The organism is Kitasatospora sp. NPDC088779 (assembly GCF_040685395.1).
In the GTDB taxonomy this organism is placed as follows: Bacteria; Actinomycetota; Actinomycetes; order Streptomycetales; family Streptomycetaceae; genus Kitasatospora.
The window spans coordinates 11,942-32,663 of sequence record NZ_JBFBHW010000011.1; the positions used below are offsets into that span (position 1 = coordinate 11,942).

Consider the following 20,722-nt stretch of genomic DNA (forward strand, 5'->3'; position numbering starts at 1 on the left):
GGGCCGTGCGCCCGTCAGTCGTCCACGACCACCATCGATCCGCCGGGCACCCGCACCGCCAGTTCCTTCCAGAATCCGGCCCGGATGGCGTAGCGGTCGTGTTCGTCGATCTGGTCGTCCTTGTGCGCGAGCAGTCCGAAGCGGGCGGCGTAGCGGAGGAGTTCGCCGTCGACCCGGTGCGGGATGCGGGGGTAGTCGGGCCAGAGCACGGTGAGCCGTTCGACGTCGCCCAACCGTTCGCTCCAGCGGCGGGCGAAGACCTGGCCGACTTCGTGGGCGTCGCCGCCGATGGAGGTGATGTCCTCCTCGCGGTCGGCCCAGCGCTGTTCGGCGGTGGTGAGGTGGGCGAGGGTGGGGAGGCTGTCGCCGGCGGTGACGGCGGGTTCGGGGGCGGGGCGGTCGACCCAGCCGCGGTCGGAGGACCAGCGCAGGACGGGGCCGGCCTGTCCGGCGGCGCCCGTCGAGCCGACGGCCTGTCCGTTGGTGCCGTGCCCGTTCGCCTGCCCGTTCAGGAGCCCGTTGGCGCCCTGTCCGTTGGCGCCGTGCCCGTTGACGAGCCCGGTGCCGCCGTGGCCGTTCGCGAGTCCGGTGCCGCCGTGCCCGTTGACGGCCGAGGCGACGGCGGGGGTGCGCCCGGCGAGGTCCTTGGGGGTGGGGACGACCTTGAGCGCGGCGGCCGACTGGGGCCGCCCCGCCGCTGGAACCGCCCCTGGAACCGCCCCTGGTACGGCGCCCGGGACGGCCCCGACGGCGGAGGCCCCGACGGCAGCGGGCACGGCGGCAGCGGGCACGGCGGCCGGCTGGACGACCGGGGGCGCCACGACCGGCGCCGCGGCGGGTGCCGCCACGGGCGGGCCGACGGGCGGGGCGGCGAGGATCTTGGCGATCTCCTGGCGGGCGCCGGGCGCGGGGAAGACGCTGGCGTTCTCCCGGAGGCTGAAGGAGCCCTCGATCCACTCGCGGTCGAGCACTCTTCGCTCGTCGGCCTCGCCGACCAGGTCCTCGGACTGGTTGAAGTCGCCGTCGGCGGCCTGGAGCGCCCACAGGTGGACGGCCACGCCGTGTTCCTTGGCGGTCATCATGCCGGGCAGCAGGTCGCCGTCGCCGGTGATCAGGACGACGTCGGCGCAGGCCCGGTTGCGGGCGAGTTCGGAGAGTTCGGCGTGCATGGCGGCGTCGACGCCCTTCTGCACCCAGCGCCCTTCGGCGCGGGTGAGGGCGCCGAGCCGCACGGTGACGCGGGGCAGGACGCGCAGCCGGCGGTGTTCGGGCATCGGGCGCCGGTCGGGGGCGGCGTCGAACCAGTAGATGCGCAGCAGCGGCAGTCCGGTCTCGGCCTCGGCGCGTTCGCGCAGCGCGGTGATCAGCGCGGTGTGGTCGACGGTGACTCTGGAACGGGACGGGTCACCGGCGAGCAGGCTGGCGGCGGCGCCCAGCAGGTATCCGGCATCCACCAGGACGACACAGCGGTCCATCGCGCACCTCTTTCCACTCGCCCTCGTGTGGGGGTCGGGCCGGGTGGGCGCGGATCCGCCCGTCGTCCGGGCGTGGTGGGGTGAGGGGCCCCCGTGGCCGCCCGATCGTTGGGTCACCTTTTCCCCCTGGTTCGCGCGCCGAACCTCGACGGATGTCGCGGTACCGCAACGGCAAGCCCAACGGAACGCAAAGGCGGGCCCCGTTCAACGACGGGGCCCGCCCTTGGTCACGCCGGGGGGTGCGAGCGGGCGCTCGCCGCGGGGTGCGAGCGCCGGCGGCCCGGCGGGGCCGGGTGTCAGCCCTTGAGCTCGGCGGCGACCAGCTCGGCCAGCTGGACGGCGTTGAGCGCGGCGCCCTTGCGCAGGTTGTCGTTGGACACGAACAGCGACAGGCCGTGCTCGACGGTCTCGTCGGCCCGGATGCGGCCGACGTAGCTCGGGTCCCGGCCGGCGGCCTGGAGCGGGGTGGGGATGTCGGACAGCTCGACGCCGGGGGCGGCGGCGAGCAGTTCGGCGGCGCGCTCGGGGCTGATCGGGCGCTCGAAGCGGGCGTTGATCTGGAGCGAGTGGCCGGAGAAGACCGGGACGCGCACGCAGGTGCCGGCGACCTTGAGGTCCGGGATGCCGAGGATCTTGCGGCTCTCGTGGCGGAGCTTCTGCTCCTCGTCGGTCTCGTTGGAGCCGTCCTCGACGATGGAGCCGGCCAGCGGCACCACGTTGAAGGCGATCGGGCGCTGGTAGACCTTGGGCTCGGGGAACTCGACGGCGGAGCCGTCGTGGGCGAGCGCGGCGGCGCCGTCGACGACCTTGGCGGCCTGGTCCTGGAGTTCGGCCACGCCGGCCACGCCGCTGCCGGAGACGGCCTGGTAGGTGGAGACGACGAGCGCGGCGAGGCCGGCCTCCTCGTGCAGCGGGCGCAGCACGGGCATGGCGGCCATGGTGGTGCAGTTCGGGTTGGCGATGATGCCCTTGGGTCGGTCGGCGATGGCGCCGGGGTTGACCTCGGAGACGACCAGCGGGACGTCGGGGTCGCGGCGCCAGGCGGAGGAGTTGTCGATGACGACGGCGCCGGCCGCGGCGGCCTTGGGGGCGAGGGCCTTGGAGGTGGAGCCGCCGGCCGAGAAGATCACGATGTCCAGGCCCGTGTAGTCGGCCGTGGCCGCGTCCTCGACGGTGACCTCGGTGCCCTGCCACGGCAGGGTGCGTCCGGCCGAGCGGGCCGAGGCGAACAACCGCAGCTGCTCGACCGGGCCCAGTCCGCCTTCACGACCAGCGCGCTCCGCCAGGATCTCGCGGACCACTCCGCCGACCTGGCCGGTGGCCCCGACAATGCCGATCTTCATTCCGACTACTCCTCTGGATGGTGCTGTCTACAGCCGCACTCTGCCCATCATGCCTTGTCACGCGGGTGCGGCGGCCTGGTGTTCCACGCTATGAGAGAGGGCTAGTGGTCCAGACCACTCACCAGCTTCAGCGCGGCCTCGACCTCCGCCTCCCCGGCCGGCAGCAGCGGCAGCCGGACGTCCGGGGTGGGGATCCGGCCCTGGGCGTGCAGCACGCCCTTGATCACCGTCGGGTTCGGCGCGGCGAAGGCGGCCAGCGCCAGCCCGGTGAGCCGGTGCCCGAGCGCCCGGGCCCGGGCGGCGTCCCCGGCCTGCCAGGCCCGCGTCAGCTCGACGAACCGGGCGGTGGCCAGATGGGCGGAGGCGAGGATGCCGCCGGCCGCGCCGAGCGCCAGCAACGGCGACAGGAAGGCGTCCTCCCCGGTCAGCACCGCGAAGTCGGCGGGGGCGGCGGCGAGCAGTTCCACCGCCGTCTGGTCCACTCCCCCGGTCGCGTACTTGACGCCCGCCACGCCGTCCAGCGCGGCGAGTTCGAGCAGCGCGGCGGCGGACAGCTGCTGCCCGGTGCGGTACGGGATGTGGTAGACGACCAGCGGCAGCGGGCTGCTCCCGGCGAGCGCCCGGAAGTGCGCGACCGTCCCGGCCTCTCCCGGCCGCAGGAACGCCGGGACGGTGACCAGCGCGGCCGCGGCCTGCGGCACCCGCTTGCCGAGCGCGGCCAGCGACTCGGCGGTGGAGCGGGTGTCGCCGCCGTGCGCGCCGACGGTCAGGAGGGCCCCGCGGGCGGCGCAGGCGGCCGCGGCGGTCTCGACCACGGCCCAGCGCTCGTCCTCGCTCAGCGCGGCGGGCTCGCCGGTGGTCCCGAGGGCGACCAGCCCGGCCGCGCCGGCCTCCAGCAGTTCGGCGGCGAGCACGGCGAGGGCGTCCAGCGCGACCGTGCCGTCCGCGGCGAAGGGCGTGATCAGGGGGACGTGGATGCCGGTGAGTTCCATGGCCACGATCCTGCGGCTCGCCGATCGCCCAGGTCCAGTTCACATTCGTGATGCTTCTCGTAAGCTGAGCCGATGCTCGACGTCCGACGCCTGCGCCTGCTGCGCGAACTCGCCCACCTCGGCACCATCGCCGCCGTCGCCGAGGCGCTCTCCTTCAGCCCTTCGGCGGTGTCCCAGCAGCTGTCCGTCCTGGAGAAGGAGGCGGGCGTCCCGCTGCTGGAGCGCACCGGGCGGCGGGTCGCGCTCACTCCGGCCGGGCGCAACCTCGTCCGGCACGCCGAGGCGGTGCTCGCCCTGCTGGAGCAGGCGGGCGCCGAACTCGCCCACGCCCGGCGGGGCTTGGCCGGCCCGCTGCGGATCGGCACCTATCCGTCGGCGGCCCGCGCGATCATCCCGGCGGTGCTGGGCGAGCTGGCCGCCTGGCATCCGGGCCTGGAGCCGATGGTGACCGAGGTGGATCCGGCGGGCGTCGCGGCGGCGCTGCGCGCGGGCGAGCTGGACGTCGCCCTGGTCCACGAGTACGACCTGGTCCCGGCCGATCCGGAGCCGGGCCTGGCGGTGACCCGTCCGGTATTCACCGAGCCGATGTACCTGGCGGCCCGCGCCCCGGGCACCGTCGCCGAGCAGCGCGGCGCGCCGTGGATCATGGCCCCGCCGGGCACGCTCTGCCACAGCATGGCCGTCCGGGCCTGCGAGTCCGCCGGGTTCGCGCCCCGGATCCGGCACCAGATCGACGACTTCGCGACCGTCCTGGCCCTGGTGGCGGCCGGCCAGGGCGTGGCCCTGGTCCCGCAGCTGGGCGCCGCGCAGCCCCCGCCCGGCGTGGTCCTCACCCGGCTGCCGATGTACCGCCGCACCCGGGCCGCCTTCCGCGCGGGCGCCGGCTCGCACCCGGCCATCTCGGCCTTCGTCTCCGCCCTGCACACGGCCGTCCCCCCGGGCCTGGGCGGGCACGGCTGATCCCCCGGGGGCGCACCCCCGGGGGATCGGTCACCGGCTCAGCCCGCCAGGCAGCTCGGCCCGAGCAGCTGCTTGAGGTCCCCGAACAGCGCCGGGTCCGACTTCACCCGGTGCCGGTCCAGCCGCAGCACGGTCGTCTTGTTCCGGCCCTCCAGCCGCACCCGGACCTCCGTAGTGCCCCGGTGGCTGCCCAGCACCTCGCCGAGCCGGGCGATCAGCGGCGGGGTGATCTTCACGCTCGGGATGTTGATGACGATCGGCGCCTCGGCGTGCGCGTTCGACAGGTCCGGGACGGACAGCTCCATCCCCATCAGTCGCGGCACGTCCTCCCGCTTGTCCAGCTTGCCGCGCACGAACACCACGGCGTCCTCGACGAGTTGGGCCGAGACCAGCTGGTAGCTGGCGGGGAAGAACATACAGTCGATCGAGCCCGCGAGGTCCTCGACGGTCGCGATCGCCCAGGCGTTGCCCTGCTTGGTCATCTTGCGCTGGAGGCCCGAGATGATGCCGCCGATGGTGACGATGGTGCCGTCGGGCCGTTCGGCGAGGTCGGCCACCGCGCAGTCCGCCTTGTCGGCGAGCACGTGCTCGATGCCGTGCAGCGGGTGCGAGGAGACGTACAGGCCGAGCATCTCGCGCTCCTGGGTGAGCAGGAAGGACTTCTCCCACTCCTCCTCGGAGAAGACGACGTCGAGGCCGAAGCTGGGCTCGTCGGAGACGGCGTCCCCGCCGAACAGGTCGAACTGGCCCTCGGCCTCCTTGCGCTTGACCCCGACGACGTTGTCGATCATCGGCTCGAACTGCGCGCTGAGGCCCTTGCGGGTGTGCCCGAGCGAGTCGAAGGAGCCCGCCTTGATCAGCGATTCGACGGTCCGCTTGTTGCAGACCACCGACTCCACCTTGTCGAGGAAGTCCGGGAAGGAGCTGAACTTCCCCTTCGACTTGCGGGTGCGGATCATCGAGTCGACGACGGGGCCGCCGACGTTGCGGATCGCGGTGAGGCCGAACCGGACGAGCGTGTCACCGTGCGGGGTGAAGTCCGAGTCCGACTCGTTGACGTCCGGCGGCAGCACCTGGATGCCCATCTTGCGGCACTCGTTGAGGTAGATCGCCGACTTGTCCTTGTCGTCCTTGACGGACGTCAGCAGGCCGGACATGTACTCGGCCGGGTAGTTCGCCTTGAGGTAGGCCGTCCAGTACGAGACCAGCCCGTACCCGGCGGTGTGCGCCTTGTTGAACGCGTAGCCGGAGAAGGGGACCAGGACGTCCCACACCGCCTGGATCGCCGCGTCCGAGTAGCCGTGGTCCCGGCAGCCCTTCTGGAAGGGCACGAACTCGGCCTCCAGGATCTCCTTCTTCTTCTTGCCCATGGCCCGGCGCAGCAGGTCGGCCTGGCCGAGCGAGTAGCCGGCGAGGATCTGGGCGGCCTTCTGCACCTGCTCCTGGTAGACGATCAGGCCGTACGTCGGCTTGAGGATCTCCTCCAGGGGCTTCTCCAGCTCCGGGTGGATCGGGGTGATCTCCTGCTGGCCGTTCTTGCGCAGCGCGTAGTTGGTGTGCGAGTTGACGCCCATCGGGCCCGGTCGGTACAGCGCGAGGACGGCGGAGATGTCTTCGAAGTTGTCGGGCTTCATCAGCCGCAGCAGCGAGCGCATGGGGCCGCCGTCGAGCTGGAAGACGCCGAGCGTGTCGCCGCGCGCCAGCAGTTCGTAGGTCGGCTTGTCGTCCAGGGGCAGATCAAGCAGGTTGATCTTGATGCCCTTGTTCTTCTCGATCGCCTTGACGGCGTCGTCCATGATCGTCAGGTTGCGCAGGCCGAGGAAGTCCATCTTGAGAAGGCCGAGGCCCTCGCAGGTGGGGTAGTCGAACTGCGTGATGGTGACGCCGTCGGTGTGCCGGGTCCAGACCGGGATGTGGTCGGTCAGCGGCTCGGCGGACATGATGACGCCGGCCGCGTGCACGCCGGGCTGGCGGATCAGGCCCTCGATGCCGCGCGCGGTGTCGATGACCTTCTTCACGTCCGGGTCGGTCTCGTACAGCCCCCGGATCTCGCCGGCCTCGCTGTAGCGCGGGTGGCTGCTGTCCGTGATGCCGGACAGCGGGATGCCCTTGCCCATCACGTCCGGCGGCATCGCCTTGGTGATCCGGTCGCCCATCGCGTACGGGTAGCCGAGGACGCGCGAGGAGTCCTTGATGGCGGCCTTCGCCTTGATGGTGCCGTACGTGACGATCATGGCGACCTTGTCGGATCCCCACTTCTCGGTCACGTACCGGATCACGTCACCGCGCCGGCGCTCGTCGAAGTCGATGTCGACATCGGGCATGGAGATGCGCTCGGGGTTGAGGAAGCGCTCGAAGATCAGGCCGTGCGGGATGGGGTCGAGGTCGGTGATGCCCATCGCGTACGCGACCAGCGAGCCGGCCGCCGAACCACGGCCGGGGCCCACCGCGATGCCCTGCTCCTTGGCCCACATGATGAAGTCGGCGACCACGAGGAAGTACGCCGGGAACCCCATCTGGATGATGGTGTCCATCTCGTACTCGGCGAGCTTCTTGTGCTCCTCGTCGTACCCGCCCGGGAAGCGCCAGTCCATGCCCTTCCACACCTGGGACTTGAAGAAGTCCGCCTCGGACTCGAAGCCCTCCGGGATCGGGAAGCGCGGCATGAGGTTGCGGAACTTGAACATGCCCTCGGTGTCGACCCGGGAGGCGACGAGGAGCTGGCTGTTGCGGCAGCCCTCCTGCCAGGCGTCCGAGGAGTCCAGGGCGTACATCTCGGCGGCCGACTTGATGTAGTAGCCGGTGCCGTCGAAGCGGAAGCGGTCCGGGTCGGAGAGGTTCTTGCCGGTCTGCACGCAGAGCAGCAGGTCGTGCGCCCCGGCGTCGGCCTCGGTGGTGTAGTGCGAGTCGTTGGTGACGACCGGGGGGATGTTCAGCTTCTTGCTGATCTCCAGCAGCCCGTCGCGGACCCGCTTCTCGATGTCGAGGCCGTGGTCCATCAGCTCCAGGAAGTAGTTCTCCTTGCCGAAGATGTCCTGGTAGTCGGCGGCCGACTTCACCGCCTCGTCGAACTGGCCCAGGCGCAGCCGGGTCTGCACCTCGCCGGACGGGCAGCCGGTGGTGGCCATCAGGCCGCCGGACAGGTCGGAGATCAGCTCCTTGTCCATCCGGGGCCACTTCACCAGCCAGCCCTCGGCGTAGGAGCGCGAGGTCAGCTTGAAGAGGTTGTGCAGGCCCTCCTTGTTACGGGCCCAGATGGTCTTGTGGGTGTAGGCGCCGGAGGCGGAGACGTCGTCCCGCTTCTGGTGCGGCTGGCCCCACAGGATGCGCTTGGTGTTGGAGCGGGACTCCGGCGCGACGTACGCCTCGATGCCGATCACCGGGGTGATCCCGGCGGCGGTCGCCTGCTTGTGGAACTCGGCGGCGCCGTACATGTTCCCGTGGTCGGTCATCGCGACGTGGGTCTGGCCCAGCCGCTCGACCTCCTTGAACATCTGCTTCAGCCGGGCGGCACCGTCCAGCATCGAGTACTCGGTGTGGACGTGCAGATGCGCGAACGGCTGATCGCTCAAGGCGGGGCCTCCGGAGGCGAGTGCGGGTCTGGTGGGCCGGCGAACGCGCAGGTACGCGCAGGTCACGGAAGGTGCCTGGAAACGGATGTGGCCCGGACCACCTCGTGGGGTCCGGACCATCACTCACACGTTCACGCGTCTACTCTAGCTCCCCTTCGGAGGCGGCTCCCTCCGGCTCGGAGCCTCCCGAGCTCAGCCCGGCGAGTCGCGCCCCGGCGGCCTCGCGGACCTCCGGTACCTCCATCGGGTCGTCCCGCAGGTGGGCGAGGCGTTCCCGGACGTGGGGGCGGTCGGGGGCGTGCGCGACGGCCAGGAGGCGGGCGTCGGCCTCGCAGTCCCAGAGGCACTCGGTGTACACCTCGGCCAGCCCGGCGGGGGCGACGGCGGCCAGTGCCTCCAGGTAGGCGGGGCGCTCGGAGGAGTGCGGCGTCCACAGCCAGAAGCGGCGCAGCAGCGACGCGGCCCCGGAGGCGTCGGGGCCGAACCGGGCCAGGCCCCGGGCGGTGTGCATCGGGCCGCACCACTCCTGGGCCGCCCACTGCCGCTCCAGCTCGCCCGTCGCCATGGGCAGGCCGGGATCACTCTCGCCGCCGTGCTCCGGCAGCAAGGCACGCGGGCTCGCACTGTCCCGCTCGGAGACGGGGTCGATCGAGCCGCGGGGGCCACGCCGGTGGCGTACGTCCTGCCCGTCACGGACGTCCTGCCCGGCCGCCAGGTCCTCCCACCACTGGGGCGGCCAGACCACGGCCACCGACTCCAGGACGGCCACCCGGTGCTCGCCCTCGCGGACGTGGGTACGGAGTGCGTCCCGGGCCTCGGCGGAGCCGCCGAGCGCCAGCAGCTCCAGGACTCCGGTGGCCCGCAGGCAGGTGTCCTCGTCCCCGGTCAGCAGTTCGACGATCGGTCCGACCGGCAGTTCCAGGTCCCGGACGAGCCGCGCCAGGTAGAGGTGCCGGTCGTCCACCTGCCGGTCCCAGCGCCAGTCCCAGCGGATGCACCCGTAGACCAGGCCGGCGGCTGCCGCCGGGTCCTCCGCCGCCATCTGCGCGCCCAGGCCCCGGCCGCGCTGCAACAGCCCGGGCAGGGTGCCTGCCGGGGCGTACTCGTATCTCCGCTGTGCCACGTGCCCAATCGTCCCTCAGCCCCCGACGGCTGGGCGGCGGGGGCTGGGGGTGGGGGCTGGGGGCTGGGGGTTAGGTGTCCTCGTCGGGCGGGGTCGCGCGGAGGGCGGTGATGACGCCCAGGACGACGGTGGCGATCGCCAGGGCGAGGAGGACGGCGAAGGCGGTGGCGATCAGGAAACGCACGAGTCGTCGCCTCGTTCGGCGGCGAGGAGGAGGGAGAGGAGGTTGAGGAGAGTGGAGGCGGGGGCGGCGTTGAAGCGGACGAGGATGCGGCCGTCGATGGTCTTGTCGGTGGTGGCCGAGGGCCAGATCAGGCCGAACCTCCGGCCACGCTCCTGGACTTCGGCGAGGAGCGTGTGGATGTGGTCGTCGGTGTAGTGCCGGATCCGGGGGTCGGTCGGCAGCATGGGGCGACGGCGCGGGAGGGGGAAGGACATCAGGCGGCGTCCAGCTCGAACCACACCATTTTGCCGCGTTCCTGGGGGTCCACGCCCCAGCGGTGGGTGAGTCCTTCGATGAGTTGGAGGCCCCGGCCGGACTGGGCGAGGGGCGCCGGCTCCTGCTTCTTGGGGAGGTCCGGGCTCTCGTCGCTGACGGACACCCGGAGGGTGGGGCCGACAGCGAGGATGAGGACGAGCGGCGCGGGGGTGCCGCCGTGCCGCCAGGCGTTCACGAGCATTTCGACGAGCGCGAGTTCGGCGTCCGCAGTGGCCGAGGGCGAGTACCCGCAACGACCCATCGCGTCCCGGAGGGACTGGCGGGCGATGGCGAGCGAGGGCGTGTTGAGGTGACGCATGGGAGTTCTCCCGAGGCGTGATGGTGAGGGAAGAACCGGCGGGCATGCCGCCGAAAGCCCATCAAGAGGGCTTTATTGACGATCCGTCGGATCGCCACGACACCGAACATAGCGCAGATGAGTATCCAAATTTCTACGCTCTCGGGAAGTTCCCCCTATGGTGGTAACCGGTGGACCAGCGCTCGACGAGCGCGGCAGACTTGGCCACACTGCACGCCAGGAAGGAAGCCATGCCGCCACGCTCGAACCCAACGCTGCGTCAACGCCGACTCGGAACCGAGCTGCGGAGAATGCGCGAGCAAGCTGGGTTTGGCGGCTCACAACTCGGCCGCGTCGTCGGCATGAGCCCCGCCCAAGTGACGCAGATGGAGTCAGGCCGGATCGGCATCAGCGTCGAACGTCTTCACACCATCGCCGCCGCATGTAACTGCGCAAACCGGCCCTTGATCGATGCGCTCGCCGCCATAATCGCGGAGAGGGGAAAGGGCTGGTGGGAGGAGTACGGCGAAGTCCTCACGTCGGACTTCCTTGAGGTAGCCGAGATCGAGGGGTACGCCGAGAAGCTCTCCATGTGCACGACCACCTACATCCCGGGGCTACTCCAGACCGCCACCTACGCCTCCGCTGTGTTCAAGCGAATCTATCCACCACTGCCTCGCAAGGATGTCGACATCCGAACAGCGTTCCGCGTCCAGAGGCAGCAGGTCATCCGATCCGGCCGGGCACCGTTCCGAGCGTTCATCCACGAGGCTGCACTGCGGATGCAGTTCGGCGGGCCGAAGGTGCTCGTGGACCAGCTTGACGCTCTGCTCGAAGACTCCCAGCAGCCCGGTATCTCCGTTCGCGTAGTTCCCTTCGCAGTCGACACCTTTCCCGGGGCCGGTGAGAACCTCACATTCGCAGAAGGGTCGGTCCCCGAGCTCGACACCATTCAGCTGGACGTCTCCCAAGGAGCCCTGTTCTTCGACTCTCCTGCGGACCTTGCCCGGTACCGGGCGATCTTCGCCCGCCTGGCCTCCACGGCTCTCCCCGAAGATGGGTCTCGAAGCTTCATCCGATCCATCAAGAAGGAACTGGAACAAACGTATGCCTGAGTCGACATGGCAAAAATCCAGCTTCAGCGCCTCAAGCAATGAGTGCGTCGAAGTCCGAACGGTCGACGGGCTGGTCGAACTCCGCGAGTCGGACGAGGGCCACCTCATCATCCCTACCGCCCCCGCCCACTTCGCCGCCTTCCTCCAAGCCGCCAAGACCGGCGAGTTCGACCACCACGCCTAGACACACCACAGCGCAGGAAGTCGGCCAACCCGACTTCCTGCGCCGAACAACCAACGGGACCCCAGATGACCGACACCAACTGGCAGAAGTCCAGCTACAGCGGGGCTTCCAACGAGTGCATGGAGATCCGCACCGCCGACGGCCTGGTCGAACTCCGCGAGTCCGACGAGGGCCACCTCATCATCCCCACCACCCCCACCCACTTCGCCGCCTTCCTCCAGGCCGCCAAATCCGGCGAGTTCGACCACCACGCCTAGGGCCTGTCCGGCGGATCAGGCGCGAGCGTGGTCCGCCGAATGCCCAGAGCGACTCAGGCCTGCGAGAACTGAGCGACGTACTCAGCGAACGCCGGGATGCCGACTTCTGCACGGCGCTCGTCCATGTGCTCGGGATCCTCGCAGGGCCACGGGATCGGCGAGCCGTCCTTCACGCCGGCGATCTGCGTGCCGTAGATCTGCTTCTGCCCTTCGTTCACAAGCGTGCGATCACGCAGGAAGGCGAGATCGCGCGGGCTGGCAGCACCGCTGGCCACCGCCTGCTCCATCAGCCTCAGCGCGCGCCGCTGAATGTCGAGCTGACGGTCGGCGTGCTGCGCGATCAGCCACGCAGCCCGAGCGGCGTCCTCGCCGACCAGTTCCGCGGTCGGCCACCCGTGCGCGTCCATGATCTCGCCGAGACGATCCGCGTGCTGCGCGGTCAAGCGGCGCCACGCCAACTGCTCCGCCGGGTCATCGCTGTTCGCCTGGCGCGCGGCCTGGTGATCTGCCGCAACCATGGCGGTGAGCTCTGCGGCCACTGCGGCGATGTCGGATGCCATCCCTACTCCACGTCAGATCGAGGTTTTCGCTGGTCATCCGCAACCTTAGGTGCGCAAATCACGACAAAATCTCCTCCCGGAGAACGGTGACAGACGCGTCCGAATGTTGGGATACTTGATCTATCCGCGGATCCGGAGCCGGATCGACGCAACACCGACAGTCCCGTGAAAGACGTAGACGCGCTTCTCATAGCGCGCCGCGACGGCGCGGAAGTGCTTCAGTCGATCCACTGGCCCGGCGTGATCAGTAGGGCCAGCGGCCGGCAGCCGCCTTCCCCCGCCAGGTGGACTTTGCCCAGGTCGTCTGCGGACCAGCGCCGATGCCGCTCGTAAACGGTCTTCCAGCTCCCGAAACGCTCGGGCAGATCACGCCAGGGCACTCCCGTTCGGACGTGGTCGTGGCGGTTGGATGTGCGGTGACGTCCCTTCGACCGCTGGAGGCACGGTGGCTGGGCCTGTCATCAAACCCAGGCACTGCACCGCTACCTGCGCCGGCGCAACGCCAACGCCCGCCACCCCGACGTACTCGCCGCCCACCGCAAGGAACGCGCCCGCATCCGCGGCGAGAAGGGCATCCGCTGGGGCGGACGCCCCCTCGACGCCGCAGCCTGACCGACCGCGAACCGCGGCCCCGGAGTGCCGAAAGGGACAGGTTCACGAGAAGGACAGCGGCAGAAGGACGGCTCAGGAGGCGGACGGCTCGATCTCCCCCGCGAAGACGATGACCTGGTCGATGAGGCTCCGCCGCAGATGGACGACGTCCGTTCCCGCCAGGCGGGGGCCCCCATCCGGCGTGGTGAAGACCCACTGGTACCGGGCCCACTCGCCAGGCATGTCCACCGCCGAGCAGCGCGCCATCGTGCCGGCCCCCGCCGGGTGGCGCCGGATGTCCAGCACGAACTGCTCGACCGCCGCGATTCCTTCGCTGCGCCCCAACGGCCCCCAGAAGACCACGTCTGAGGTCAGGGCCTGGGAGAGCAGGGCAGTCACATAGCTGTCGTCCGAGGCGTTGAACGCGGAGATGAACGTGTCGATCGCGGAGCGTGCCGTCTCTTCCTGCATGCCCCAGTAATACCAGCCGTTGCGCGTGCGCTCGCCCCGCGAGCCGCCTTCCGATCACGTCGGACCATCCCGGTCACAGCACTGGACACACCACAGCGCAGGAAGTCGGCCAGCCCGACTTCCTGCGCCGAACAACCAACGGAGCCCCAGATGACCGGCACCAACTGGCAAAAGTCCAGCTACAGCGCCGCGAACAACGAGTGCGTGGAGATCCGCACCGCCGACGGTCTGGTCGAACTCCGCGAGTCCGACCAGGGCCACCTCACCCTCCCCACCACCCCCGCCCACTTCGCCGCCTTCCTCCAGGCCGCCAAAGCCGGCGAGTTCGACCACCACGTCTAGATGAATGAGTCCAAGGGATCCGGGTTGGCCGCAACGAGGCTGACTGCGCCTGCTCAGTCCAGGCGCCGCCGGTAGTAGGAGATCGTGACGACCGCGAGCAGCGGCCCCCACAGCAGCAGTGGGGCGTAACAGGCGTCCATCACGACGAGCGCCGCCCCGGTCGGGGCTCCCTGTGCGCCTCCGAAGCCGCCCGCCCGGGGGATCGTCAACAGCATCAGAACGGCCGCGCCGAGCAACGCCGGAATCACCGCCGCCAGCGGCGCGACACGCTTCCCTCCGATCAGCGGGATCCAGCCCGGCACCACCTCGCCCCAGGGCTTGACCAGCCCAAGGGTGAGCAATGTGAGCCCTTCGGTACCCAAGCTCATCGCGATGCACATGGCGCTGAACCAGCCGGGGATGTCCAATCCCGTGGTGTTGAATCCCACCGGTATGCCGACCCCCATCGCGATCCGCCAGATCCCGGACGGCACCGCGGTGAGTGCCGCAATGTGCGCGACTCGGACCACCCAACGGGCAGGAGACTGACTCTCGGAGGCCGCAGCGGCTGTCGGTGTCCCAAACGTGACCATGGCCCCATGCTGTCCCGCGGTCCGCCCCGCCGAATCATGCGCAAGGTCCAACTCAAATCCCCCGCAGGGGGGATGGAGAACCTCGGCTTCGACCGGACAGTCGCCGACACCCGACTGACCGCACGCCAACCGAGTCCAAGGGATCGTCTGCGGAGATGGCGCGAGGGCGTCCAATGTAGGTGTGCGAAGGCAGAATTGGACACCCTCGCAACGGCGCTCCACGTAAGGATCGACGACCAGCTGAAGGCTTCGCCGGACTTCCGCCGCCTGTTCCCGCACCTGCCCCAGCAGTCCGGGTACAACAAGCGGCTCCGCAACGCATCCGAGCTGATCAAGCACATGATCTGGGCGGACTGCCGGTCCTGTTCGCACTCACCCGCGCGAAGTCCGACGAACGCGAGTCCCTGCACGGCATGCTCGATGCCGCACCCGACGTCGTCGCCGCCCATCCGAGGCAGACGATCATCGGCGACAAGAACTACTACGGCCACGACTTCGAGCACGACCTCACCGAGCGTCACCTGGCGTGTGTCCTGGCGCTCACCGCCGCGATCTGGTTCAACGACAAGACCGGCCAACCCGTCAAGCGATCCCTGATCGCCTTCGATCACGCAGGAAGTCGGCCAGCCCGACTTCCTGCGCCGAACAACCAACGGAGCCCCGGATGGCGCGGGCGAGGCGGCCTCACCCCGGCGGGTGAGGCCGCCGTGCGCATCACCAGGGCACTACGCCGGCGTCCTCGAAGAACTGGCCGGTCGGGCCGTCGTCGGGCAGGGTCGCGAGCTTGATCGCGATCGCCGCGCCCTGTTCGGGGGTGCGCACGCCGCGGAAGCCGTTGAGGTCGGTCGCGACGTAGCCGGGGCAGCCGGCGTTGATCAGGATGTTCGTGCCGCTCAACTCCCGGGCGTACTGGAGGGTGACGGCGTTCAGGAACGTCTTCGACGGCGCGTACGCCACGGCCACCGGACCCGCCGTCTGCTCGGCAGCGGCTCCTGACTGGCGGGTGAGGGAGCCGACGCTGCTGGACATGTTCACGATCCGCGGTGAGGCGGAGCGGCGCAGCAGCGGCATCATCGCGTTGGTGACGCGGATGACACCGATCACGTTGGTCTCCACGACCGTCCGGATGGTGGCGGGATCGACCCGGGTGGGCTCCTGCGGCATGCCGCCGGTGATGGCGGCGTTGTTGACGAGCACGTCGAGGCGCCCGGCCCGTTCCTCGATCAGCCGGGCGGCGGCGGTCGCGCTCGCGTCGTCGGTCACGTCCAGCGGTACGCCGAACGCGTCGACGCCGGCGGCGCGCAGCCTCTCCACCGCGGCCTCACGGCGCTGGTCGTCGCGGGCGCCGACGCCGACGCTCCAGCCGAGGGCGCCCAGGCCCGCGGCGATCTCGTAGCCGATTCCCTTGTTCGCGCCGGTGACCAGCGCAGTCGTTCGTTCGCTCATGGGGCCATGCTGCCGCCGGCCCCCGGTCGGGGTCCAAGACCGATCGGGTGGGAATCGATACCGTCTGGGTATTGATCCGGAGTACCGTGGCCGGATGGAGACCCGGGAACTGCGCTACTTCGTCGCCGTCGCTGAAGAGCTGCACTTCGGGCGCGCCGCGCAGCGCCTCGGGATCGCGCAACCGCCGCTGTCGCGGGCGATCCAGCAGCTCGAACGACGGCTCGGGGCAGCGCTGCTGGATCGGACCAGCCGCACCGTCACGCTGACGGAGGCCGGCTCGGTCCTGCTGGTCGAGGGCCGGGCTGCCCTGGAGGCGGTCGACGCCGCCGAGCGTCGGACCCGCCGCGCCGCCGCTTCCCCCACCGGCCGCCCCGGCCTGGTCCTGGTCACGAAGGCCAGCGCGTCCAGCGAACTGCTGGCGGAACTCCTCGACGCGTACGCCGCCGAACCCGGCGCGGTCCCCGTCGACGTCATCCTGTGCGGACCGGCCGAGCAGGCACGATTTCTGCTCGAAGGCCGGGCCGACGTGGCGCTGCTGCACCGGCCGTTCGACTCGACGGCCAGGCTCCACACCGAAGAACTCGGCACGGAGGGCCAGGTGGTGGTCCTGCCGGCCGGGCATCCGCTCACCGCCCGGGACCACGTGCACATGGCCGACATCACCGGGCTGCCGGGCCTGCCCCTGCCACGCTGGCCCAACCCCGACGGCACCTACCCACCCGGCCCCGGCCCCCAGGTCCGCGACCACGCGCAGCTGTTGCAGCTCGTCGCGCTCGGCCGGGCTTGCGCGGTCTCACCGGAGTCGTGCCGAGCCCGACTGCACGGTGACCTCGCGGCCGTGCCCGTGCTGGACGCGCCGAAGGTCACCACCGTGATCGCCTGGCCACCTCACAGCCGGTCCAGGGCCGTCGCCGACTTCGTCCGGACGGCGACACGTCTCCGGTAGTTCCGACCTGCCCGGCCGGGTTCCACCTGTCGTGGCCCGGCTCGACCGTCACTGGACATCGCCGTCACGACCAGCGGAAGTCCCAGCCGGTGGAACTCCCGTGCGACCGTGGGCGATCGCCGAGGACCAGGGGTGAAGGCAGCCGCCTCCGCGACGCCTGTCGAAGTTGCGTTTTCCCCGGCCCAAGTGGCCTCTTGCACCGGCCATTGCGGGGGCCCCGAACAGGTGACGGATCGCGAGACGCCCCACGCGCAGGAAGTCGGCCGGCCCGACTTCCTGCGCCGAACAACCAACGGGGAACAACCCACCACCCGCCGCCAAGCAGCCGAAGCCGGCGGGTTCGACCACCGCTCCCCAGTGCCGCTCACGCGCCGCCCGCCGCGGGATCAGGCGCTGCCCGCCTTTCCTCGACCAGGACGGCGCCGGAAGCCGCTTCGGCCTTGCGCAGCGGAAGTTTGGACCAGCGGAAGGGAGCCAGCAGCAGGCCGAGGTAGGAGTCCGGCAGCCGGACCTGGTCGGCCAGGCCGATGTCCTCGGGCGGCATCCGGTCAGCGGGCAGGTAGAAGGTCCCGAACAGCAGATCCCACAGGACGACCTTGCCGCCGAAGTTCTTGTTGGCTTCGCGCAGGTCCCTGGAGTGGTGCCAACGGTGCCCTTCCGGTCCGGGCACCAGGTAGTTCAGCGGGCCCAGACGGACGTCCATGTTGGAGTGCATGGTGACGCCGTGGCAGTTGTAGAAGGTGAGGAGGATGATCAGGCCGGAGAGGCTGTGCAGCGTCCACCCGGTCAGGGCCAGCGGGAAGACGATCGCCACGTCGTCGAGGAAGAAGTCGATGGGGTGGAACCGGGCGGAGTTGAGCCAGTAGAGCCGCTCCGAGCTGTGGTGCACCGCGTGGAAGCGCCAGAAGACCCGCGAACCGTGAATCCAGCGATGCATCCAGTAGTAGAAGAACTCTCCCACCAGGAGCGCCAGCGCGGCCTGGGCGACGGGAGGCCAACTCGTCGGCCACAACGTGCTGTCCAGCTCTTCGGAAAGCAGGACGGATCCGGCGAACAGGACCGAGAGGAACAGCGGCTCGATCAGCCGGGCGACCACCAGCAGGGCCACCAGACTGGAGGTGGCGTCCGAGACGACGTCCTTGCGCGAGCGGTTCCAGCCCTCGTAGAACGGCTGGACCCGCTCCAGGACGGCCACGTACACCGAGGCGAACAGGGTGACCATCGGCACGATGGCCCACTGCGGGAACGAGGTGTCGACCAGGGTGATGGATGCCCCGAGTGTCAGCACCATGAGGATCGGATAGCTGAGATAGCGGATGGTGAAACGCAGGGTTCTCCGCGCGCCGCCGAGTTCTGTTTCCGTCGTTGATTTCATTCCTGATCTCCCCGTGGACTTCTTCGGACTTCTTCTGCACCCCTCCGCGCGGGACGGGCAGGTATCTACTGGCTTCCGGGGATCTGCTGCCATATCCGGACCGGCCCCAACGGCGAGAATCCGTTTGCCTCGGCAGCCGCCAGCTCCGCGTCCCGCTCGTACCCGACCAGGTCGATTCCCGGTGCCTCTTCGTGAGCACAGGAGATGAGACCGGCCCATGTCCGGGAAGATTCCCCCGAGGGTCCGAAGACGTTCGACACCCCCGCCACACCATGGCTCAGGTGGAGCACGGCTCCCGCCACCAGGCCGTCGCCCGAGAATCCCCCGAGGAAGATCACGCCGTCATCGAGCAGGAGGGTTTCGGGGAACGTGTTCACCGACGTGTCGCCGCCCGCCCATGCCCGCTCCCACGTCCGCAGCTCATCGGCGCCGGTGATACGCCGCCACCGCTGGTCGGCGCCGTCCCGTGACGCCACCTGCGCCGGGGCCGCGGCTGCGGCCGGCCGGTGGATCCACTCCGCCTCGATGAGAATGCGATAGTTCCCCGGGAGGAGGTCGGCGTTGGCGAAACTGTCCTTGACGAAAAGCGGCCCCAGCGGCGCCTCCCGCAGTACGTCGAGAACCTCCGAGCCGGACATCGACGGGCTCAGGATCACCAGGTTCGGGTAGTACGTGAGACTCTTCTTCAGATTCACCCACGCGACGTCGGAGATCTCTCCGGAGAACCCGTGCGCCCGACACATCGCCTCGCACCAGGACGAGTTGTTCCGGGCGGCGGCAAGCAGCATCGGCGCCACCGGAGGGGCGGCGGCCGGAGCCCGGCCATGGCCGAACCATCTCACCGGGAAGGCCGCGACCGAGCGAACGGATCGGCACCAACGGACCCACAACCTCGTAACGTCCACCAACTCCCTTTCGTCAAGGCCGACTCCGCAGCCGGCCGGCTTCCGCACCGCCGACCCTTCGAAAGGGATGGGTCCTGTCCGGGAAATCCCCTGACGACCCAGGCCTAGCGCCTTCAACGACCTTCTTGCACATCGGTGTTGCGCGGCGCTCCGCTATGATCACCCCTGCTCATGACCACGTCAAGATCCTTCCCGAGGGCACCTGCGACACCCGTACACGCCCGCCGGCGTCGACACGTCCGTGGGCCGGAAGCGCGGTCGGGCCGACAATTCCCGCGCGCACTCGCGGTTTCGTGCACCAGAATGCCCGCATGGAAACGGACACCGTGGCGGAACTGGTCACGCGGGCACTGTCGGCAATGCGCGCCATCACCGCCTCGGACGATCCGGACGACCACGACGGATGGAACGAGTACTCACCGCTGCTGTGGCGGGCGGCCGCCGACGAGGCGGCGCTGCCGCTCGGCCTGGAGCTGATCGGTTCGGCCGATCCGATCGAGCGCACGGCGGGCTGCGACCTGCTGCGCGACACCAGCTATCACCACGAGGCAACCCGCGCCGGGACGGCCACCGCACTGGTCGCCCTCGCGCAGCGGGAGACCGACGACCACGTGCTGCGGGCCCTGGCGCGCGCGATCGAGCAGACGCACGACCCGCGCGCCGTCCCCGTCCTCGTCGCCCTCGCCGGGCATCCTGACGCCGAGGTCCGCGAGGGGGTGGCCCGCTCGTTCGCGGAGGTCCTCACCGGCCTGCCGGACGGGCCGGACATCCACACCCTCATCAGGCTGACCCAGGACCAGAACCCGCACGTCCGCGACTGGGCGACGTTCACCCTCGGCGTCCAGTCCGCGGCGGACAGCCCCGCGATCCGGGCCGCGCTCTGGGCGCGGACGGCCGACGAGCACGACGAGACCCGCATGGAAGCGATCCACGGACTGGCCAGTCGGCACGACCCCCGCGTCGTCCCGCTCCTCGCCGAACTGATCGGCAGCCCCGAGGGCGCACACGCCCTCACGTTCAGCGCGGAGCCGATCACGGGCGACCCCGAACTCCTGCCGCCCCTCCCGGAGTACGAGCCCGGAGACGACTGGACCACCGACGCCGTGAACGCCTGCAACCCGGTCCGGCGGGCCCGCCTGGACGCCTTCGCCTGGGAACTGGTCTGCACGCTCCACCGGCTCCGCCCCGACCTGGACGCCGCCGTCTCGATGGAACGCTGCGGCTGGGGCCGCTCCCTCGGCATCCACGCCGCCTCGGAGCCGACGGGCTACGACATCGAGGCGCTGCTCACCCGCGCGGACGGCGACCCCGCGCGCGCTGCCGAACTGGTCTCGACCGACCTGCCGAGAATCCAGCCCGACTGACACCTCGCCCCTTTCGGGAGCCGAGACTTCGGGTCTAGCCCTTGGTGCCCCTGCCGCTCAGGAGGTCCGCGATGCGCGCGTCGACCTGCTCGCGGTCGTAGCCCCGCCGCACGATCTCGAACGCCGGCGGGGGCGGCGGCGAACCGGCTTCGGACAGGGCCCTGAGATAGAGGTCGACCTGCTGGCGTTCGTAACCACGCCGCACCAAGTCGAAGCCACGGAACTCTGGCGATGCTGACACTTCGCGGGTCCTCCAACCTTCGGTATCCACGTTCGTCGTCATGACACGGGCTACAGCAACCCCGCTGCGGCCACCGGTGATCACCGGCGTGGCCGCGGCTCCCACCCTAGAC

The 20,722-nt window shown here is 70.3% G+C and carries 21 protein-coding genes and 3 pseudogenes; 9 read left to right on the plus strand and 15 right to left on the minus strand.

Going from position 1 to position 20,722, the window contains the following annotated elements; all coding sequences use genetic code 11:
- Positions 1-14: 14 nt before the first annotated feature.
- From AB0P03_RS12550 to AB0P03_RS12560, 3 genes are all read right to left on the minus strand, one after another.
- Positions 15-1,475, minus strand: coding sequence for an NYN domain-containing protein (locus AB0P03_RS12550; protein WP_363582843.1), 1,461 nt, complete (start codon positions 1,473-1,475; stop codon positions 15-17).
- A gap of 296 nt (positions 1,476-1,771) precedes the next feature.
- Complete coding sequence (locus AB0P03_RS12555) at positions 1,772-2,818, minus strand: aspartate-semialdehyde dehydrogenase (RefSeq protein WP_363582845.1); 1,047 nt, start codon at positions 2,816-2,818, stop codon at positions 1,772-1,774.
- Between the two features lie 101 nt (positions 2,819-2,919).
- Positions 2,920-3,810, minus strand: a complete 891-nt coding sequence (locus tag AB0P03_RS12560) for a dihydrodipicolinate synthase family protein (protein ID WP_363582847.1) — start codon at positions 3,808-3,810, stop codon at positions 2,920-2,922.
- Positions 3,811-3,882: 72 nt separating this feature from the next.
- On the opposite strand from AB0P03_RS12560, the gene AB0P03_RS12565 reads away from it, so the two are divergent.
- Positions 3,883-4,770 carry a LysR family transcriptional regulator gene (locus AB0P03_RS12565; protein ID WP_350885762.1) on the plus strand — a complete coding sequence of 296 codons (888 nt, stop codon included), beginning with the start codon at positions 3,883-3,885 and terminating at the stop codon, positions 4,768-4,770.
- 38 nt (positions 4,771-4,808) lie between these two features.
- On the opposite strand, the gene dnaE is transcribed toward AB0P03_RS12565, so the two are convergent.
- The 4 genes from dnaE to AB0P03_RS12585 form a co-directional block, all read right to left on the minus strand.
- Entirely contained in the window at positions 4,809-8,342 is a 3,534-nt protein-coding gene (dnaE, locus tag AB0P03_RS12570) for a DNA polymerase III subunit alpha (protein WP_363582849.1), read from the minus strand.
- Positions 8,343-8,481: 139 nt separating this feature from the next.
- Positions 8,482-9,465, minus strand: coding sequence for a hypothetical protein (locus AB0P03_RS12575; protein WP_363628748.1), 984 nt, complete (start codon positions 9,463-9,465; stop codon positions 8,482-8,484).
- Between the two features lie 171 nt (positions 9,466-9,636).
- The gene (locus AB0P03_RS12580) at positions 9,637-9,903 is read right to left on the minus strand and encodes a hypothetical protein (RefSeq protein WP_159398403.1); all 267 of its coding nucleotides are present in this window, start codon (positions 9,901-9,903) and stop codon (positions 9,637-9,639) included.
- Positions 9,903-10,262: an ATP-binding protein gene (locus AB0P03_RS12585; RefSeq protein WP_363582853.1), complete on the minus strand. Its 360-nt coding sequence runs from the start codon at positions 10,260-10,262 to the stop codon at positions 9,903-9,905. Before AB0P03_RS12585 ends, AB0P03_RS12580 begins: the two co-directional genes overlap by 1 nt.
- 170 nt (positions 10,263-10,432) lie before the next feature.
- On the opposite strand from AB0P03_RS12585, the gene AB0P03_RS12590 reads away from it, so the two are divergent.
- The 3 genes from AB0P03_RS12590 (at position 10,433) to AB0P03_RS12600 (ending at position 11,797) form a co-directional block, all read left to right on the plus strand.
- Complete coding sequence (locus tag AB0P03_RS12590; RefSeq protein WP_350885772.1) at positions 10,433-11,356, plus strand: helix-turn-helix transcriptional regulator; 924 nt, start codon at positions 10,433-10,435, stop codon at positions 11,354-11,356.
- The gene (locus AB0P03_RS12595) at positions 11,349-11,540 is read left to right on the plus strand and encodes a DUF397 domain-containing protein (protein WP_363628750.1); all 192 of its coding nucleotides are present in this window, start codon (positions 11,349-11,351) and stop codon (positions 11,538-11,540) included. The genes AB0P03_RS12590 and AB0P03_RS12595 overlap by 8 nt, the downstream gene beginning before the upstream one ends.
- A 65-nt stretch (positions 11,541-11,605) precedes the next feature.
- Positions 11,606-11,797 (plus strand): DUF397 domain-containing protein, encoded by a 192-nt coding sequence (locus tag AB0P03_RS12600; protein ID WP_363628752.1) that lies wholly within the window; start codon positions 11,606-11,608, stop codon positions 11,795-11,797.
- 53 nt (positions 11,798-11,850) lie between these two features.
- On the opposite strand, the gene AB0P03_RS12605 is transcribed toward AB0P03_RS12600, so the two are convergent.
- Positions 11,851-12,357, minus strand: coding sequence for a DUF6624 domain-containing protein (locus AB0P03_RS12605; protein ID WP_363628753.1), 507 nt, complete (start codon positions 12,355-12,357; stop codon positions 11,851-11,853).
- 302 nt (positions 12,358-12,659) lie between these two features.
- Positions 12,660-12,746: pseudogene (locus AB0P03_RS12610) on the minus strand (transposase); the annotation flags it as partial.
- Positions 12,747-12,819: 73 nt separating this feature from the next.
- On the opposite strand from AB0P03_RS12610, the pseudogene AB0P03_RS12615 reads away from it, so the two are divergent.
- Positions 12,820-12,969, plus strand: a pseudogene (locus tag AB0P03_RS12615) (IS630 family transposase); the annotation flags it as partial.
- Positions 12,970-13,041: 72 nt separating this feature from the next.
- Here the strand turns inward: AB0P03_RS12615 and AB0P03_RS12620 are convergent.
- On the minus strand, positions 13,042-13,419 hold the full coding sequence (locus AB0P03_RS12620; protein ID WP_363582862.1) for a nuclear transport factor 2 family protein: 378 nt from the start codon (positions 13,417-13,419) through the stop codon (positions 13,042-13,044).
- Positions 13,420-13,569: 150 nt separating this feature from the next.
- Here AB0P03_RS12620 and AB0P03_RS12625 point away from each other — a divergent pair, with 150 nt between their 5' ends.
- Positions 13,570-13,761: a DUF397 domain-containing protein gene (locus AB0P03_RS12625; RefSeq protein ID WP_363628755.1), complete on the plus strand. Its 192-nt coding sequence runs from the start codon at positions 13,570-13,572 to the stop codon at positions 13,759-13,761.
- Between the two features lie 53 nt (positions 13,762-13,814).
- Here AB0P03_RS12625 and AB0P03_RS12630 read toward each other — a convergent pair whose 3' ends face one another.
- Positions 13,815-14,270, minus strand: coding sequence for a hypothetical protein (locus AB0P03_RS12630; protein ID WP_363582866.1), 456 nt, complete (start codon positions 14,268-14,270; stop codon positions 13,815-13,817).
- Positions 14,271-14,528: 258 nt separating this feature from the next.
- Here AB0P03_RS12630 and AB0P03_RS12635 point away from each other — a divergent pair.
- A pseudogene (locus AB0P03_RS12635) lies at positions 14,529-14,944 on the plus strand (hypothetical protein); the annotation flags it as partial.
- 103 nt (positions 14,945-15,047) lie between these two features.
- Here the strand turns inward: AB0P03_RS12635 and AB0P03_RS12640 are convergent.
- Positions 15,048-15,779, minus strand: a complete 732-nt coding sequence (locus AB0P03_RS12640) for an SDR family NAD(P)-dependent oxidoreductase (RefSeq protein WP_363582868.1) — start codon at positions 15,777-15,779, stop codon at positions 15,048-15,050.
- A gap of 94 nt (positions 15,780-15,873) precedes the next feature.
- On the opposite strand from AB0P03_RS12640, the gene AB0P03_RS12645 reads away from it, so the two are divergent.
- Positions 15,874-16,725 (plus strand): LysR family transcriptional regulator, encoded by an 852-nt coding sequence (locus AB0P03_RS12645; protein WP_363618904.1) that lies wholly within the window; start codon positions 15,874-15,876, stop codon positions 16,723-16,725.
- A 364-nt stretch (positions 16,726-17,089) separates the two neighbouring features.
- Here the strand turns inward: AB0P03_RS12645 and AB0P03_RS12650 are convergent, their stop codons facing one another.
- Both AB0P03_RS12650 and AB0P03_RS12655 read right to left on the minus strand, forming a co-directional pair.
- Positions 17,090-18,100, minus strand: coding sequence for a sterol desaturase family protein (locus AB0P03_RS12650; protein WP_363628757.1), 1,011 nt, complete (start codon positions 18,098-18,100; stop codon positions 17,090-17,092).
- A gap of 65 nt (positions 18,101-18,165) precedes the next feature.
- Positions 18,166-18,888, minus strand: coding sequence for a hypothetical protein (locus AB0P03_RS12655; RefSeq protein WP_363628758.1), 723 nt, complete (start codon positions 18,886-18,888; stop codon positions 18,166-18,168).
- Positions 18,889-19,316: 428 nt separating this feature from the next.
- Between AB0P03_RS12655 and AB0P03_RS12660 the strand changes: the two genes are divergently transcribed.
- A complete protein-coding gene (locus tag AB0P03_RS12660) occupies positions 19,317-20,369 on the plus strand; it encodes a HEAT repeat domain-containing protein (protein WP_363628760.1) in 1,053 nt (350 codons plus the stop codon).
- A 34-nt stretch (positions 20,370-20,403) separates the two neighbouring features.
- On the opposite strand, the gene AB0P03_RS12665 is transcribed toward AB0P03_RS12660, so the two are convergent.
- Positions 20,404-20,652, minus strand: coding sequence for a hypothetical protein (locus tag AB0P03_RS12665; protein ID WP_363582878.1), 249 nt, complete (start codon positions 20,650-20,652; stop codon positions 20,404-20,406).
- Positions 20,653-20,722 lie beyond the last annotated feature (70 nt).

Coding starts and splice junctions, on each gene's coding strand:
- AB0P03_RS12550 (WP_363582843.1), bottom strand. CDS start 1,475: ATGGACCGCTGTGTCGTCCTGGTGGATGCCGGATACCTGCTGGGCGCC.
- AB0P03_RS12555 (WP_363582845.1), bottom strand. CDS start 2,818: ATGAAGATCGGCATTGTCGGGGCCACCGGCCAGGTCGGCGGAGTGGTC.
- AB0P03_RS12560 (WP_363582847.1), bottom strand. CDS start 3,810: ATGGAACTCACCGGCATCCACGTCCCCCTGATCACGCCCTTCGCCGCG.
- AB0P03_RS12565 (WP_350885762.1), top strand. CDS start 3,883: ATGCTCGACGTCCGACGCCTGCGCCTGCTGCGCGAACTCGCCCACCTC.
- AB0P03_RS12580 (WP_159398403.1), bottom strand. CDS start 9,903: ATGTCCTTCCCCCTCCCGCGCCGTCGCCCCATGCTGCCGACCGACCCC.
- AB0P03_RS12585 (WP_363582853.1), bottom strand. CDS start 10,262: ATGCGTCACCTCAACACGCCCTCGCTCGCCATCGCCCGCCAGTCCCTC.
- AB0P03_RS12595 (WP_363628750.1), top strand. CDS start 11,349: ATGCCTGAGTCGACATGGCAAAAATCCAGCTTCAGCGCCTCAAGCAAT.
- AB0P03_RS12600 (WP_363628752.1), top strand. CDS start 11,606: ATGACCGACACCAACTGGCAGAAGTCCAGCTACAGCGGGGCTTCCAAC.
- AB0P03_RS12605 (WP_363628753.1), bottom strand. CDS start 12,357: ATGGCATCCGACATCGCCGCAGTGGCCGCAGAGCTCACCGCCATGGTT.
- AB0P03_RS12620 (WP_363582862.1), bottom strand. CDS start 13,419: ATGCAGGAAGAGACGGCACGCTCCGCGATCGACACGTTCATCTCCGCG.
- AB0P03_RS12625 (WP_363628755.1), top strand. CDS start 13,570: ATGACCGGCACCAACTGGCAAAAGTCCAGCTACAGCGCCGCGAACAAC.
- AB0P03_RS12640 (WP_363582868.1), bottom strand. CDS start 15,779: ATGAGCGAACGAACGACTGCGCTGGTCACCGGCGCGAACAAGGGAATC.
- AB0P03_RS12645 (WP_363618904.1), top strand. CDS start 15,874: ATGGAGACCCGGGAACTGCGCTACTTCGTCGCCGTCGCTGAAGAGCTG.
- AB0P03_RS12650 (WP_363628757.1), bottom strand. CDS start 18,100: ATGAAATCAACGACGGAAACAGAACTCGGCGGCGCGCGGAGAACCCTG.
- AB0P03_RS12655 (WP_363628758.1), bottom strand. CDS start 18,888: ATGCTGCTTGCCGCCGCCCGGAACAACTCGTCCTGGTGCGAGGCGATG.
- AB0P03_RS12660 (WP_363628760.1), top strand. CDS start 19,317: ATGGAAACGGACACCGTGGCGGAACTGGTCACGCGGGCACTGTCGGCA.
- AB0P03_RS12665 (WP_363582878.1), bottom strand. CDS start 20,652: ATGACGACGAACGTGGATACCGAAGGTTGGAGGACCCGCGAAGTGTCA.